The sequence below is a fragment of the uncultured Planktosalinus sp. genome, from assembly GCF_963973675.1.
GTDB lineage: Bacteria > Bacteroidota > Bacteroidia > Flavobacteriales > Flavobacteriaceae > Planktosalinus.
This window is the reverse complement of sequence record NZ_CAXBAN010000021.1, coordinates 1-13,286: the sequence shown is the minus strand read 5'-3', so window position 1 is coordinate 13,286 and position 13,286 is coordinate 1. Positions and strand designations below refer to the sequence as shown.

At 32.7% G+C, this 13,286-nt stretch carries 16 protein-coding genes and 2 tRNA genes; 3 read left to right on the top strand and 15 right to left on the bottom strand.

Features of this window, described 5'->3' with window-relative positions; translation table 11 throughout:
• From AACY61_RS01755 to AACY61_RS01740, 4 genes are all read right to left on the bottom strand, one after another.
• Window positions 1–795: FAD-dependent oxidoreductase (locus AACY61_RS01755; protein ID WP_339609596.1), on the bottom strand; the 795-nt coding region annotated here is incomplete at its 3' end.
• A 69-nt stretch (window positions 796–864) separates the two neighbouring features.
• Window positions 865–1,758: a MerR family transcriptional regulator gene (locus AACY61_RS01750; RefSeq protein ID WP_339609593.1), complete on the bottom strand. Its 894-nt coding sequence runs from the start codon at window positions 1,756–1,758 to the stop codon at window positions 865–867.
• Between the two features lie 89 nt (window positions 1,759–1,847).
• A tRNA-Leu gene (locus AACY61_RS01745) sits at window positions 1,848–1,931 on the bottom strand.
• Between the two features lie 89 nt (window positions 1,932–2,020).
• A tRNA-Lys gene (locus AACY61_RS01740) sits at window positions 2,021–2,093 on the bottom strand.
• Window positions 2,094–2,235: 142 nt separating this feature from the next.
• Between AACY61_RS01740 and AACY61_RS01735 the strand changes: the two genes are divergently transcribed.
• On the top strand, window positions 2,236–2,763 hold the full coding sequence (locus tag AACY61_RS01735) for a shikimate kinase (RefSeq protein ID WP_339609591.1): 528 nt from the start codon (window positions 2,236–2,238) through the stop codon (window positions 2,761–2,763).
• Here the strand turns inward: AACY61_RS01735 and AACY61_RS01730 are convergent.
• The 6 genes from AACY61_RS01730 to AACY61_RS01705 are packed head-to-tail and all read right to left on the bottom strand — an operon-like array spanning window position 2,755 to window position 7,349.
• Complete coding sequence (locus tag AACY61_RS01730; protein WP_339609589.1) at window positions 2,755–3,258, bottom strand: phosphoribosyltransferase family protein; 504 nt, start codon at window positions 3,256–3,258, stop codon at window positions 2,755–2,757. The genes AACY61_RS01735 and AACY61_RS01730 overlap by 9 nt on opposite strands.
• A 26-nt stretch (window positions 3,259–3,284) precedes the next feature.
• Complete coding sequence (locus AACY61_RS01725) at window positions 3,285–3,866, bottom strand: SAM-dependent methyltransferase (protein ID WP_339609587.1); 582 nt, start codon at window positions 3,864–3,866, stop codon at window positions 3,285–3,287.
• Window positions 3,857–4,357: a hypothetical protein gene (locus AACY61_RS01720; RefSeq protein ID WP_339609585.1), complete on the bottom strand. Its 501-nt coding sequence runs from the start codon at window positions 4,355–4,357 to the stop codon at window positions 3,857–3,859. The genes AACY61_RS01725 and AACY61_RS01720 overlap by 10 nt, the downstream gene beginning before the upstream one ends.
• A gap of 31 nt (window positions 4,358–4,388) precedes the next feature.
• Window positions 4,389–5,408: a COX15/CtaA family protein gene (locus tag AACY61_RS01715; RefSeq protein ID WP_339609583.1), complete on the bottom strand. Its 1,020-nt coding sequence runs from the start codon at window positions 5,406–5,408 to the stop codon at window positions 4,389–4,391.
• Between the two features lie 12 nt (window positions 5,409–5,420).
• Window positions 5,421–6,776: a CCA tRNA nucleotidyltransferase gene (locus AACY61_RS01710; protein WP_339609581.1), complete on the bottom strand. Its 1,356-nt coding sequence runs from the start codon at window positions 6,774–6,776 to the stop codon at window positions 5,421–5,423.
• Window positions 6,777–6,785: 9 nt separating this feature from the next.
• Complete coding sequence (locus tag AACY61_RS01705) at window positions 6,786–7,349, bottom strand: L-threonylcarbamoyladenylate synthase (RefSeq protein ID WP_339609579.1); 564 nt, start codon at window positions 7,347–7,349, stop codon at window positions 6,786–6,788.
• Between the two features lie 76 nt (window positions 7,350–7,425).
• Here AACY61_RS01705 and AACY61_RS01700 point away from each other — a divergent pair, with 76 nt between their 5' ends.
• Window positions 7,426–8,205, top strand: a complete 780-nt coding sequence (locus AACY61_RS01700) for a lipopolysaccharide kinase InaA family protein (protein WP_339609577.1) — start codon at window positions 7,426–7,428, stop codon at window positions 8,203–8,205.
• Window positions 8,206–8,207: 2 nt separating this feature from the next.
• Here the strand turns inward: AACY61_RS01700 and AACY61_RS01695 are convergent, their stop codons facing one another.
• Complete coding sequence (locus tag AACY61_RS01695) at window positions 8,208–10,031, bottom strand: CDP-glycerol glycerophosphotransferase family protein (RefSeq protein WP_339609575.1); 1,824 nt, start codon at window positions 10,029–10,031, stop codon at window positions 8,208–8,210.
• Window positions 10,032–10,712 carry a phosphocholine cytidylyltransferase family protein gene (locus AACY61_RS01690; RefSeq protein ID WP_339609573.1) on the bottom strand — a complete coding sequence of 227 codons (681 nt, stop codon included), beginning with the start codon at window positions 10,710–10,712 and terminating at the stop codon, window positions 10,032–10,034.
• A 255-nt stretch (window positions 10,713–10,967) separates the two neighbouring features.
• On the opposite strand from AACY61_RS01690, the gene AACY61_RS01685 reads away from it, so the two are divergent.
• Complete coding sequence (locus tag AACY61_RS01685; protein WP_339609571.1) at window positions 10,968–11,456, top strand: adenylyltransferase/cytidyltransferase family protein; 489 nt, start codon at window positions 10,968–10,970, stop codon at window positions 11,454–11,456.
• A gap of 2 nt (window positions 11,457–11,458) precedes the next feature.
• Here the strand turns inward: AACY61_RS01685 and AACY61_RS01680 are convergent, their stop codons facing one another.
• The 3 genes from AACY61_RS01680 to AACY61_RS01670 are packed head-to-tail and all read right to left on the bottom strand — an operon-like array spanning window position 11,459 to window position 13,265.
• Entirely contained in the window at window positions 11,459–12,043 is a 585-nt protein-coding gene (locus AACY61_RS01680) for a LicD family protein (protein ID WP_339609569.1), read from the bottom strand.
• Between the two features lie 16 nt (window positions 12,044–12,059).
• Complete coding sequence (locus tag AACY61_RS01675) at window positions 12,060–12,437, bottom strand: HAD-IA family hydrolase (RefSeq protein ID WP_339609567.1); 378 nt, start codon at window positions 12,435–12,437, stop codon at window positions 12,060–12,062.
• 12 nt (window positions 12,438–12,449) lie between these two features.
• The gene (locus AACY61_RS01670; protein WP_339609565.1) at window positions 12,450–13,265 is read right to left on the bottom strand and encodes a 2,3,4,5-tetrahydropyridine-2,6-dicarboxylate N-succinyltransferase; all 816 of its coding nucleotides are present in this window, start codon (window positions 13,263–13,265) and stop codon (window positions 12,450–12,452) included.
• Between the last annotated feature and the right edge of the window lie 21 nt (window positions 13,266–13,286).

The window sequence follows — 13,286 nt, the reverse complement described above, 5'->3', positions numbered from 1 at the left end:
TATTTCTTGACCGTTTGAAATTATTCCAATGACTTTTTTATTGCTAACTAGAATTTTTTCAACAGTTTGATTTGTTTTTATGTTGACACCGAGTTCTTCTGCTAAGCTTTTCATAGCTTTTATGACACTGTACATTCCATTTTTGGGATGAAAAGTGCCTAAACCAAAATCAGCATAATTCATAAAACTATAAAATGCCGGTGTATTTGAAGCTTTGGCTCCTAAAAACAAAACAGGAAACTCCAGAATTGCAATAAGGCGTTCGTTTTTGAATTCTTTTCTTACTTCTTTACTGATTGTGCTGAAAAACTGTCTTATTTTTAGGAAAGTGGCAGGTGTAACCAACTCAAGTGGAGAAATCCCAGGTCTGTACACCAAATCCTTAATTGCAATATCATAATTGTCTTGAGCTTCTTTAATAAATTTTTGAAGCTTTACTGAACTACCTTTTTCTTCATTTTCAAATGCAATAGAAATTTTCTCAAGCGTGTCTTCAACAGTAATAAAATCATTGGGACCGAAATAAACAGAATAAGCGGGGTTTAATTTGATTAATTGATAATAATCAGAGGTGTTCTTTTCAAAATCTAAAAAAAAGCGTTCAAAAACATCAGGCATCCAATACCACGTTGGACCTATATCAAAAACAAATCCCTCTTTGGTGAGTTGCCGCGCCCTGCCACCAACGGTATCGTTTTTTTCATACATGGTAACTTTGTTTCCGGCTTTTGCCAAATAGCAAGCTGCTGAAAGGGCAGCAAATCCTGAACCAATAATTGAAATAGTTTTACTCATAATTGTTCAACAAAAATATACAAAAATTAAACAAAAATGCATTTGATAAAAAAAATTAAGAATACTTTATCATAGTTCATTGATGAATTGAGACAAACTACTAAACGTTTTAATATTACTAGGAATTTCTAGATCATAATTAATTATTTGACTACCGAAAAGCCACACTTTGTTGTCATTATTTTCTGAAATTGTTTTGTTTAAGTGTGTGATAAAATTGGATAAATTTTCTTTTTCGGGTTGAACTGTTAAGTAAGAAACAAACACCATTTTGTCATGATGATTCATTAAGTGACTCAAATTTTCAGTGGGAATATTGTTTCCCAAATAGATTGTTTTGTGTCCATTCGACAGAAGTTCATAATTTACATAGAGCAATCCAATTTCATGAATTTCATTTAAAGGAAGAAATAATACAAAGAGGTTTTCGGTTTTTGAGGGTTGTTTTGAAGATGCTTTTTCAATTTCAACAATTAACTTCTGTTTTAAGTGTTCAGAAATAAATCGTTCATGGGATGGGTCAATGGTTCCTGTTTGCCAAAGGAGGCCTATATCATTGAGTAAAGGAATAAATACATGAAAAAATATTTCTCTGAAACTATATTGCTTTTCAAGTCTATTGAAGGTACTGTGAAATAATTGAGGGTCAAAATGCAGCATAGAAGATTTAAACTCTGATACAGCATAAACCTCTGGGGTATCTTGTAACCCCATTTCTTTGATATGAGATTCGATTTCAGCATTGTTCAATTTGGCTATTTTTGATATTTTAACTCCTTGATTATATAAATATGTAACATTGAGAAGTTTCATAAGATTTTCAAGGCTGTAGGACCTAATATTGGTGTCAGTTCTTTCAGGGCGAAGCAAGTTATACCTTTTCTCCCAAATTCGAATAGTATGGGCTTTGATACCACTTAAATGTTCCAAATCCTTAATACTAAACTGCGTCTTTATTCCCATAGAAAAAATGTTTAATGTACAGTTAAAATTATTAAACCAAGTAAAAGTAGTAAAAGAAAGCTTAGAAATAAAAAAAGGAAGTAAAAAAGTGCCCGGAGTGGGACTTGAACCCACACGCCCTAATGGACACATGGCCCTCAACCATGCCTGTCTACCAATTCCAGCACCCGGGCGGGGTGAACCTAAAAGGTTTTGTAAAGATACGCCTTTAAGATTATATTATTGGAAAAAAAAAGTTAAGCACAGGGCCTAACTTTTATAGTGATCTGGCTGGGGCTCGAACCCAGGACCCTCTCCTTAAAAGGGAGATGCTCTACCAACTGAGCTACCAGATCAAAAACTTCAATCTTCACATACCTTTTCTGCAATGCGGGTGCAAATATAGTATCATTATATTTATTAATCAAACCAATTTTGAATTTAATTTTAGAATTTTTAATTCACTACTTTTACCCACTTAATTCATAGTAATTTATAATGGAAAAAAGAATTGTAATCATGGGTTATATGGGTAGCGGAAAGTCTACTATTGCTCAAAAATTATCAAAATTGACATCAAAAAAGATGGTTGATTTAGATAGTTTTATTGAAGAAAAGGAGGGGCAAACAATTTCACAATTATTTAAATCTAAAGGAGAAATTTACTTTAGAAAAATTGAAAGGATGTACTTAAAAAAACTTCTCGATGACACTTCTATTACAATATTAAGCCTTGGTGGTGGAACCCCTTGTTATGGAGATCACTTAAAATTAATTAAAAACACTGAAAATTTAGTTTCTGTTTATCTTTCTGCTTCATTAAAAGAATTAACAGAAAGACTTTTTAGTGAAACACATATCCGACCATTGATCAGTCATTTAGAAACAAAAGAAAAATTAGAAGATTTTATAAGAAAGCATTTGTTTGAGCGGGCTTTTTACTACAACCAAGCAGATCTTGTTGTACAAACTGATCAAAAAACAATAGAAGAGGTGGTTGAAGAAATCAAGAAAGCTTTATTCTAAAATTGCCCGATCATTATTTTTTTCAAATATTACACCAACATTTTCATTCATAGAGGTCGATAGAGAAATTCCCTTAAAATCTGCTTTTACAGGAAACCTCTTATGGTTTCTATCAATGAGCACGGCAGTTTTAATTTGTTTCACAGGAACCTCAAGAACATATTTTACAGCGTGAATTAAAGTGCCTCCTGAATGGAGTACATCATCAATCACTACAATGGATTTGTTTTTAATTTCGTCAAGCGAAATTGATGAGGTTATTGTATCTAAAGGGCTTTTTTTATTAACGACTATTTCACAAAGGGTCACTTTTAAAGGTGAAATTTTCTCCACTTCTTTTTTTAGTTTTTTTGCCAGCAAAAAACCGTTTTCTTTAATTCCAGCGAGAATGATTTCAGTTTCATTTACATTGGATTCATAGATTTGATAGGCCATCCTTTTCAACATATGCTGAATCTTGGTGTGGTCTAAAATCTGATCTTTCTCGAGTTGCATAAGCTTCAAATTTTAAGAAATTGCCTTTAAGGCTTTTCAAAGATACTAAAGAGTTCGTTACCCGCTCGTGGCGGAATGGAATTATAACATTTTTCAAGCTTTTTGACAGTAAAGTAGGGTTCAAAATAAGTGAGATATTCTTCCCTGCTTCCGCCGAAAGGAGGCCCTTCTTCAGTCAAGGGAAAGTCAAATAATACACCTGCAAGTTTTCCATTTGGGTTTAACAGTTTGTTTATTTTTTTCGTGTAAGCGGGACGTAAAGCCGGATCCAGAGCACAAAAAAATGTTTGTTCCAGAATAAGATCATAGGTTTTTGACCATTCAAAAAAATCTGTTTGAATCAAATTTTCTTTGGGAAACCCCGGTACTCTTTTGTGAAAATTTTCAAGCGGTTGTTTAGCTATATCAATGACATCAACATGTTTAAATCCTTTGTTGTAAAGGTATTCAGCTTCATAACTGTTTCCTGCTCCAGGAATTAAAATGGCAATAGATGTATCTTCAAGCGAATCGATGTAGGCTTTTAAAGGATTAGAAACTGAACCGATATCCCAACCTGTTTCTTGTGCTTTGTATCGTTTTTCCCAGAAATCTTTATCTAATTCCAATTTTCATCAAAATTTAAGTCGTCATATTCATCCGGGTCAAAGTCTGCATCATCTTCGTCTTCATCAAATAAAGCTTCTGTTTCAAATTCTTTTTCCGGAGCTTGATCGGGTATTTCGCCATGAGCAAACATAAGGTTTGGGTAAATCATTCCGGAAATGGGTTCTGCAATATCTGCCAATTCAACCATGAATGTCCACATGCTTAAAAAGTCATAAATATATATAAGTTTAGTATGGTCTTTTGAAACCACATCTTCCAGCAAGGTGTTTTGCATATTCCTTGCGTTTTCTTCCATGCCAAATAAGGGAATTTCTTCATCCTGGTTCCACTCGTCGTCACTGGTAAAGAAGGAAGCCATTTCCTGACCACCAAATCCAAAAGACTGCGTAATGGCATTATGAAAGTCTTCTAAAGTTGCTTCTTTATTTATTTCGATGTCTCTAAATACATCATCGTGAGCGTCAAGTATCACTCTAAAACGATAAATCATAAAAAATTATTTTTTATTGGTTTATAACTTCTTATCTGCTAAATCTATGCAGTGAAAATGTCATAGCTGCCAGAAGGAAAAATGCTCCAATTTGGTGTAAAACCCCCAACGAAAGAGGTACTGCATAGAGCAGGGTAACTATTCCTAAAATAAACTGGATTGCGACTAATACCAAAAGCCAGTTTATGCTTTGCTTTTGTGCAAAGGTAAGGGTTAATTTTTTTGCTTTTATCCAAATAGCCAGAATAAGTGCTACAACAATATATGCCAAATACCTGTGAATGAATTGCACACCACTTTTTCCCTCTATGAAGTTTCTCCAAACGGGTTGTTGTTCTATAAAGACAGATTCGTGTATAAGCTTACCATCATTCATCATTGGCCAGGTATTATGAATTAATCCAGCGTTAAGTCCAGCGACAAAAGCACCCCAAATAATTTGAATAATAAGCACCGCAAAACTAAACCGAATTAAATTTCTTAACGAAATAAATTGAGGTTTTTCTTTGGGGTATATCAAATTCAAAGCTACCCAAAATGTAAATGAAAAGGTGATAAATGCAGTAATCAAGTGCATTGCCAAACGGTAATGACTCACGTATGGTATATCAACCAGACCGCTTTTTACCATATACCAACCTAAAAACCCTTGAAATCCTCCTAAAAACAAAAGAATGAAACAATTCTTGAGGGTTTCTTTATCAAGCATTTTTTTTGTCCAGAAATACACAAATGGAATTATGAAAACCACACCCAGTAAACGTCCTAAAAGCCGGTGAAACCACTCCCAGAAGTAAATAAATTTGTAGTCTTCCAGCTGAAAATCATAATTACTATTGATTTTTTTATATTCAGGAAACTGTTTGTATTCTTCAAAAGCGGCTTCCCATTCCTGTTCATTTAAAGGAGGAATGACTTCGGTTATAATGTGCCAGTCAGTCATTGATAAACCAGAATCTGTGAGTCGTGTAATACCGCCCACAAGCACCATAATAAAAATTAAAAAACATCCGGTAAAAAGCCAGATTACGACGGGTTTATTGTTTTTCATAGTTAGCAATAATTATATTTTTTCCAATCCCATTTTTTTAGCTTTATCAAACATAAAGACTTTTGCGGCTTCATATTCATTAGGGATTTCTCCTTCAAGAATTGCTTCCTTAATGGCATCTTTTAAAATGCCTATCTCACGCGAAGGCTTTAAATTAAAAGTTTCCATAATTTCCTCCCCACTTACTGGAGGTTGAAAATTGCGAATTTGGTCGCGCTCTTCTACTTCAATAATACGTTGTCTTACTTTTTTAAAGTTATTTAGATATTGCTTGAATTTTTTTGGGTTTTTGGTGGTTATGTCTGCTTCGCAAAGTGTCATTAAATCATCGATGTATTCACCGGCATCAAAAACCAATCGTCTCACAGCACTGTCTGTAACATCGTCTGAAATGGCAATGGGCCGTGAACTCATAAACACCATTTTTTGTACAAACTTCATTTTATCATTAAGGGGTAATCTAAGGCGTTTAAACAATTTAAATACCATTTTTGAACCTACAAACTCGTGACCGTGAAATGTCCAGCCAATTTTTTTATCAAACTTTTTTGTAGGTGCCTTGCCAATATCGTGAAGCCAAAAATTGTCTTTGTGACGCTGTCCTTCAATTTCGTCGATGCCTTCAAGTGCTGTCAACTCAGGCAGGATGAGTGGTAAGAGACCAGTTTTGTGTAACAATCCAAATCCGAAAGAGGGTTTTTTACAAAGGAGTATTTTGTGTAACTCGTCTGTGATGCGCTCGTTGGAAATAATTTTGATACGTTTATTGTTTCGAGTGATGGCATCAAGTGATTTTTTTTCGATTGTGAAATCAAGTTGACTGGCAAACCGGATGGCACGCAACATTCTCAAAGGGTCATCAGAATATGTAATATCAGGATCAAGAGGTGTCCTAATGATTTTGTTTTTTAGATCTTCCAAACCATTAAATGGGTCAATCAATTCACCAAAAGTGCATTCATTGATACTTAAAGCCAACGCATTTATGGTGAAATCCCTTCGGTTTTGGTCGTCTTCCAGAGTTCCATCTTCAACGGCCGGTTTTCGGCTTCCACGGTCGTAAGACTCTTTTCTGGCACCCACAAATTCAATTTCTAAATCTTCTGTTTTAAACATAGCAGTTCCAAAGTTTTTAAAAATGGAAACTTTGGGTTTTTCAGGAAGTAATTGAGATGTTTTTTTTGCGAGTTCAATTCCGCTTCCAACTGCGACCACATCAATGTCCTTTTTTGAGTTTCTGTTCAGGAAATAGTCTCTTACAAAACCACCAATTACATAACTTTCCAAGCGGAGTTGCTCTGTCGCTTCAGCAAGTGTTTTAAAAATGGGGTGAGCTATTGCTTTTGTATGGTTGACTTTTTCGGTCATAATGTGATCTTACATTCTTATAATCTGCACTTGACCGTCATTTTTTAGTTTGATGATACTTGAAGGTTTTGCAGATGCATTTTCGTCCGGCAAATTTACGACATAGTCAACGCCGTTCAAAATATCGGGTGTAATTTCATTAAAGTTTTTTGGTGCCGGAAATCCGCTAATATTTGCCGACGTAGATACTAATGGTCGCTTGAACTTTTTAAGCAATTCAAAAGCAAACCCTTTTTTAACCAATCGTATACCGAGAGAGTCATCTTCACCAATTAAGTTTTTAGCAACCCCAATTGGTTTGTCGTAAATGATTGTTGTGGGTTTGACTGCGTGCTCAATTATATCATATGCAGCAAGGGGTACTTCATAGACGTGTTTTTCAAGCATGCGCAATTCAGAAACAAGGCAAAGCATGGATTTACTTTCTGTCCTTTTTTTAAGGGTATAAACTTTAGAAACTGCTTTTGCATTTGTTGCATCACAACCAATGCCCCAAATTGTATCAGTAGGGTATAGAATGACATTTCCTTTATTAAGGTGTTCAATGGCTTTTTCAATTTCGAAGGAAATCATGTATTGTTTTTTTGCAAAAATACATCAGAAAAATAGAGTGTCTTTATCAAATTGATAATAAATACAAATTGTATCTTTGAAAAAATTTATTCTGGTGAAGGAGCACAAAGAATTTCAGGACATCCCTCAAAGTTTTCAAAAGCAAATCACCCAATTTGTTCACCATTTTGATCAAGAGGGAAAACAGTTTGGTAAAGCTTCAAGGAATGTTATAAAAACAAAAGAAATTGATGGAATTAAGATTAATATAAAATCGTTTAAAGTTCCACATATTCTAAATCAATTTGTTTATAAATATCTTAGAAAATCGAAAGCGCACCGTTCCTTTGAAAATGCTAATTATTTATTGAAAAGAGGTGTTGGAACTCCAAAGCCATTGGCTTATTTTGAATTCATCAGTGTTTTTGGTTTACAAAAAAGTTATTATGTAAGCATTCATCAAGATTGTGATTTAACTTTCAGAGAACTCATTACCAACCCAAAGTATGATGATAGAGAAGAAATTTTAAAAAAAATGGCTGATTTTACCTTTAAATTGCATGAAAATAATATTTTATTTAAAGACCACTCGCCGGGTAATACTCTGATTAAAAAGGAGGAAAATGAATATCACTTTTATCTTGTGGATTTAAACCGAATGGAATTCAGGAGCTTGACATTTAAGGAAAAAATCAAAAATTTTGCCCGCTTAACTCCTAAGGAAGATATGATAAAGACTATGAGCCATAGATATGCTGAATTGATAGACAAGGCTCCAGAACAAGTTTTTGAGTTAATGTGGCAATATACTCAGGCATTTCAGGAAAAATTTCAAAGAAAAAAACGTTTGAAAAAGAAACTTGGAATTAGTAAGTAATTTTATTGATTGTTTTTTGCTTTTTTTTGAAGCTGATAGAGTTTGATATACTTCAGAAAAGTAACATTGTAGGTTTGTATACAAATAATCAATCCATTCAAGCCATCAAGAAAACCTAGCCTTAAAAAATAAGACTTTAAAAAGGCCCAGGCAGGACGATACAAAATTTTCCAAACAGAAGACTTTTTTCCTAACTCAAAATAGGCCTGGGAAGCTATAGTTGAGAAACGTTCTACTTTTTGATTGTGTTCAATGTAGTCTCTATAAATCCAATGTAAAATATCACCTTTGAGTTTTCCTGAGCTTTTTGGGTTAAATAGCTTATAAGAATCGTGAGGGTTAATACCTCTCCATTCACCTTTACTTTTTTTAAAAAGGCGTAGTTTTTTGTCAGGGTACCAATCAGAATGTTTTATCCACTGGCCACAATAATTGTTTCTTCGATTTGTGTAATAACCATCGTGTTTCCAATTTTCTTTTAATTTAAGTATGGAGTTTTTCAATGCATCAGAAAGTGCTTCATCGCCATCAAGAGAAAGGATATAATTGTGTGATGTTTGAGTTATTGCAAAGTTTTTTTGCTCTATATAACCCAGAAATTTCTGTTCTACAAATTTAACATTGTATTTTTTACAAATTTGTTTGGTGCTATCAGTAGAAAAAGAATCTACTACTACAATTTCATCTGCAATACCGTTGAGTGATTCTAAACATTTTTCTAAATGTTCTTCTTCGTTGAAAGTTATAATTACTGCAGAGAGTTTAATCATTGATTTTGAAATTGAAAGGGGTGGTTTTCCAAAAATAGAATGTATTTTTAATCTTCTTGTAAAAGAAATATTTCTTTGATTAGGAACGCCATGTTTGCTAATATATTTTTGAACAGTATCAACTATTCTCATTGCAGACTTTCCATCTTTGTAAGGGTGATAGTTTTGAAAAATAAATTTACGGGAAGACGAAAACGAATCCTCAATCAGGTTTCTTTCAACCATGGCAGCGAGTGTTTTATAGTCTTCACTATTATCCCAATATATTTCTTCAGAGATATTCCTAAATGAAACCACGGGTTTGTCAAGCAACAAAAATTCATAAATAACTGAAGATGTATCACTAATCAAAAGATCTGCCATTAAAAGAAATTTCACAATATTTTTTTCTTCTTGAAAAATTATGTTATCGTTGTTATTTGAAAGATCTTTATATTTATTAACCCAGCTTTCATCCATTAGCGGATGAAACTTCAATAAAATTAAATAGTCAGAACTTTTTGCCAAATTATTTAATTGTTCCATTAAAAAAGGAGCTGATGTGAGTTTAGGTGAAAATGTGGGGGCATATAATAAAACATATTTAACTTTATGTTTTTCAAGCAAATTCTTTTTTATAGAATCATACATGTGTAATTCTGTTGCAAAAACATCAAGCTTAGGCCAACCTGTTTCAATAACTTCAAAATCACCATATTTTTCTTTTAATTGATTAAATTTATCTGTAAAATAAGGTCCTTGTGTGAGGTAAAGATCAAAATAATGCCGAATTCTGAAATGACCTTTCTTTTCTCCTGCTAGTCCGTGAAAAACCTGAACTTTTAAACCTCTAAGATAATATGGCACCTCATTACCTGGAACAAAAATGACATCACAATTATACTCATTTAAATCATATATTGATGTTGTAAAGGGGTCAATTGAATAAGGGAAATCTTTGAAAATACTCTCGTCCACATACCATAGAAAAGAATAATTTTTTTCAACAATATATTCTTTTATTGGGTTTAAAATTCCAAATGCATAGTTGTTTTTGCAAAATAGAATGAATTTCATCTAAAAGATATTATTTACATTTTCTAAATCTTCAATAAAATCAACCTCCATACAGTTATATGCAGAGATATCTACTGCTTTTATTTTTAAACTATCTTTCTCAATAGCTAGTTCCAGTCCTTTTTCAAAATAATCATTATCATCACATTCTTCAAGCCTTTTTATAAATGTTTTAATATCCTGAGATGAAATAAAATTTATTCCAACTGCTTCACCAAGTCCTTTTTCTACTGTTTTAGATAATTTATTAATGTAATTTTTTTCTAAAGTATATTTTACTTCTTCTTCTCCAACCTTGCTTTTATTGACAGCTACAAAGGAGGTATTTGATTCAATGTAGGGTTTAAGGATGTTCAAAATTAATTTATCAAAAACTACATCTCCGTTTAACCAAAGTACTGAAGTGTTTTGATGTTTTCTTAATGCTTGTAGTAAACTTTTGGAGGTGTTTGTTCTGTCAAAAAAAGGATTGTAAATATAAGTAAGTTCTGGAAAGCGTTCCATTATCAAATCTTTTTTAAATCCAACTACCATATAAATATCATCAAGTTTAAATTTTGATTGAATATTTTCAATTTGAAACTCTAAAATACTTTTTCCATTATTAAGAGGCGTTAAGGGCTTTGGGAATGGATTTCCTAAACGAGAACCAACACCCGCTGCTAGAATAATAATTTTCATCTTAATGATTTTAAAAAGCTCAAAGTTAGGATAAATCGTTTACTATAAAAAAACTATCATTTAATTTATAAATTAAAGTTCTCAATTCTTTTGTAGTTTTGTGTGGTTCAGAAAATAAACATTATTTATATGAAAGAATCCCCAATTTTACAGTTAAAGAAAAGGTTTACAACCTGGAGGTTTGTTCAGGACCCTAAAGAGGGAGTAAACTTATTAATTGAAAGTAAAGGGGCTGAAAATGAAAATTTCAATGACTTGTTAATTTCTTTAAAAGCTTTAAATGATTACGCAACTTTAACTATTGAATTAAAAAAAGGTCATGCAGCAAGAATCCAAGTTATTCATACTTCAAATAAGGTCAAATATAAAAAAATGTATACTTCAGGGTGTTTTGATATTTTCCATTTTGGTCACTTGAATATTTTAAAAAAATCAAAGGCACTTTGTGAATATTTGATTGTTGGGGTTTCAACTGATGAACTTATTGAAAAGGAAAAAGGTAAAAGGCCTGTTATTCCCTTTGAGGAAAGATTTAACTTAGTTAAAGCAATTTCATATGTCGATGAAGTGATTGCTCAAACAGATAAAAATAAGCAACGTGTTGTAGACAAATATAATATTGATGCTATCTCGGTGGGTGATGATTGGAGAGGAAGGTTTCCAAAAACAACTTGTCCTGTAGAGTATTTTCCATATACAAAAAATGTGAGTAGTACAATATTAAAAGATACTTTAAAATTGTAGTTTCAGGTCAGTGCTCTGTCGTCATTAACAGTGTCCCAATTTTTTACTTGAGTTTTCCAGTCACCATATCTGTATGTTAAGTAATCGTCTGTTTTTTCTGGTATGGAATAATTAAAATTCTTAAAAGTGATTGTTTTAAAAGAAGAATAAAATTTACAGGGTACACATTTGGTTTTATTTGCAATTTCCCAATAGCAATTTTCATCGTGTTGATACTTGACAAATATCTCCAAACAAACGGGGCCTTTTGTTAATCCTAAAAATCGCTTTTCTCTTATTTTAATGATTCTAATTTCACCTTGATTAAAAAATTTGGATGAGGTTTTGAACTTTCTTGTTCTTACTCTAAAACCTGCCTTTTGTAATGATTTAAATAAAGCATCAAATTTTGTAATTTGATTTGACATTATAGAGAGATCTATATCATTATCCCAGGGAAGTAATCTATTTTCTCTTCTGATACCTAATAATGTACCACCTTCCAGCCAATATTTAATTTGACAAGCATGCAAGATTGAACATACTTTTTCAAGCATCCTTTCAGCAATTTGTTTGTTTTTTCCTTCTAAGGTTACATTATATGCCATTTTAATTTTGAATTAATTAAGCATTGTTTTTTAAAAAGTTCATTAATGCTTCCAAGCCTTCACTTTTTATGTAGTGGAAGGTGTTGATTCCAAATCTTTTAGCAGAATTAACTGCTTCGCTATTGTGTTCAAAATAAATTACATTTTCTGGTTTAAGATTGAAATGCTCTAACATTATTTTGTAATATTCTGGATTTGTTTTATTTGGATTGTGCTCTAGGGTAAAAACCTTGTAAGGCATATTTACTATACCATATTTAATTTTTTCTTCTTCATTGGCATTTGTCAAAATTATCTTTGGGTTTTTAAATGAATCCAAGTGTTTTTTTAATTCTAAATTAATACCACCTTCGGTTACAAATGAATTGTAAGCGTCTACTAAAATTGTTTTCATTTTTTAAAATTTTTATACTGCCACATCATAAGTTCGCAAGGCATCGTTTAAAGATGTTTTCTTATCGGTACTTTCTTTTCTTTTTCCGATTATTAATGCACAGGGAACCTGAAACTCACCCGCAGCAAATTTTTTAGTGTAACTCCCCGGAATTACTACAGATCGTGCAGGAATGTGCCCTTTTATTTCCACAGGCTCATTTTCGGTTACATCTATTATTTTTGTTGAGCCTGTCAAAACAACATTGGCTCCCAAAACAGCTTCTTTTTCCACACGAATACCTTCCACAACAATGCATCTTGAACCAATAAATGCATTGTCCTCAATAATTACAGGTGCAGCTTGTAAAGGTTCCAATACTCCGCCAATGCCAACGCCTCCGCTTAAGTGTACATTTTTACCAATTTGGGCACAACTTCCAACAGTAGCCCAGGTATCAACCATAGTCCCTTCATCTACGTAGGCACCAATATTCACATAGCTGGGCATCATAATCACACCACCTGAAATATAGGCTCCAAATCGCGCAACAGCATGAGGTACTACTCGAATATTTTTTTCCTTATACCCTTTTTTTAGAGGAATTTTATCGTGGTATTCAAAAATGCCCACTTCAAAAGTTTCCATTTTTTGAATTGGAAAGTAAAGTACCACCGCTTTTTTAATCCATTCATTTACTTGCCAGCCATTTGATATAGGTTCGGCCACTCTTAACTTTCCTTCATCCAGTAGAGAAATTACTTCACGAATAGCATCAATAGTTCCAGTAGAGGTAAGAAGTGACCTGTCATTCCAAGCATTTTCTATCTTTGTTCTTAAGTGATTCATTTGAACTTATTTTTTACAAAG

Bases quoted from the DNA above. Each gene is read 5' to 3' on its own strand.
- AACY61_RS01730 (WP_339609589.1), bottom strand. From the start codon at position 3,258: ATGCAACTCGAGAAAGATCAGATTTTAGACCACACCAAGATTCAGCAT.
- AACY61_RS01705 (WP_339609579.1), bottom strand. From the start codon at position 7,349: ATGATTTCCTTCGAAATTGAAAAAGCCATTGAACACCTTAATAAAGGA.
- AACY61_RS01680 (WP_339609569.1), bottom strand. From the start codon at position 12,043: ATGGCATATAATGTAACCTTAGAAGGAAAAAACAAACAAATTGCTGAA.
- AACY61_RS01690 (WP_339609573.1), bottom strand. From the start codon at position 10,712: ATGAAAATTATTATTCTAGCAGCGGGTGTTGGTTCTCGTTTAGGAAAT.
- AACY61_RS01695 (WP_339609575.1), bottom strand. From the start codon at position 10,031: ATGAAATTCATTCTATTTTGCAAAAACAACTATGCATTTGGAATTTTA.
- AACY61_RS01710 (WP_339609581.1), bottom strand. From the start codon at position 6,776: ATGACCGAAAAAGTCAACCATACAAAAGCAATAGCTCACCCCATTTTT.
- AACY61_RS01750 (WP_339609593.1), bottom strand. From the start codon at position 1,758: ATGGGAATAAAGACGCAGTTTAGTATTAAGGATTTGGAACATTTAAGT.
- AACY61_RS01670 (WP_339609565.1), bottom strand. From the start codon at position 13,265: ATGAATCACTTAAGAACAAAGATAGAAAATGCTTGGAATGACAGGTCA.
- AACY61_RS01675 (WP_339609567.1), bottom strand. From the start codon at position 12,437: ATGAAAACAATTTTAGTAGACGCTTACAATTCATTTGTAACCGAAGGT.
- AACY61_RS01715 (WP_339609583.1), bottom strand. From the start codon at position 5,408: ATGAAAAACAATAAACCCGTCGTAATCTGGCTTTTTACCGGATGTTTT.
- AACY61_RS01720 (WP_339609585.1), bottom strand. From the start codon at position 4,357: ATGATTTATCGTTTTAGAGTGATACTTGACGCTCACGATGATGTATTT.
- AACY61_RS01735 (WP_339609591.1), top strand. From the start codon at position 2,236: ATGGAAAAAAGAATTGTAATCATGGGTTATATGGGTAGCGGAAAGTCT.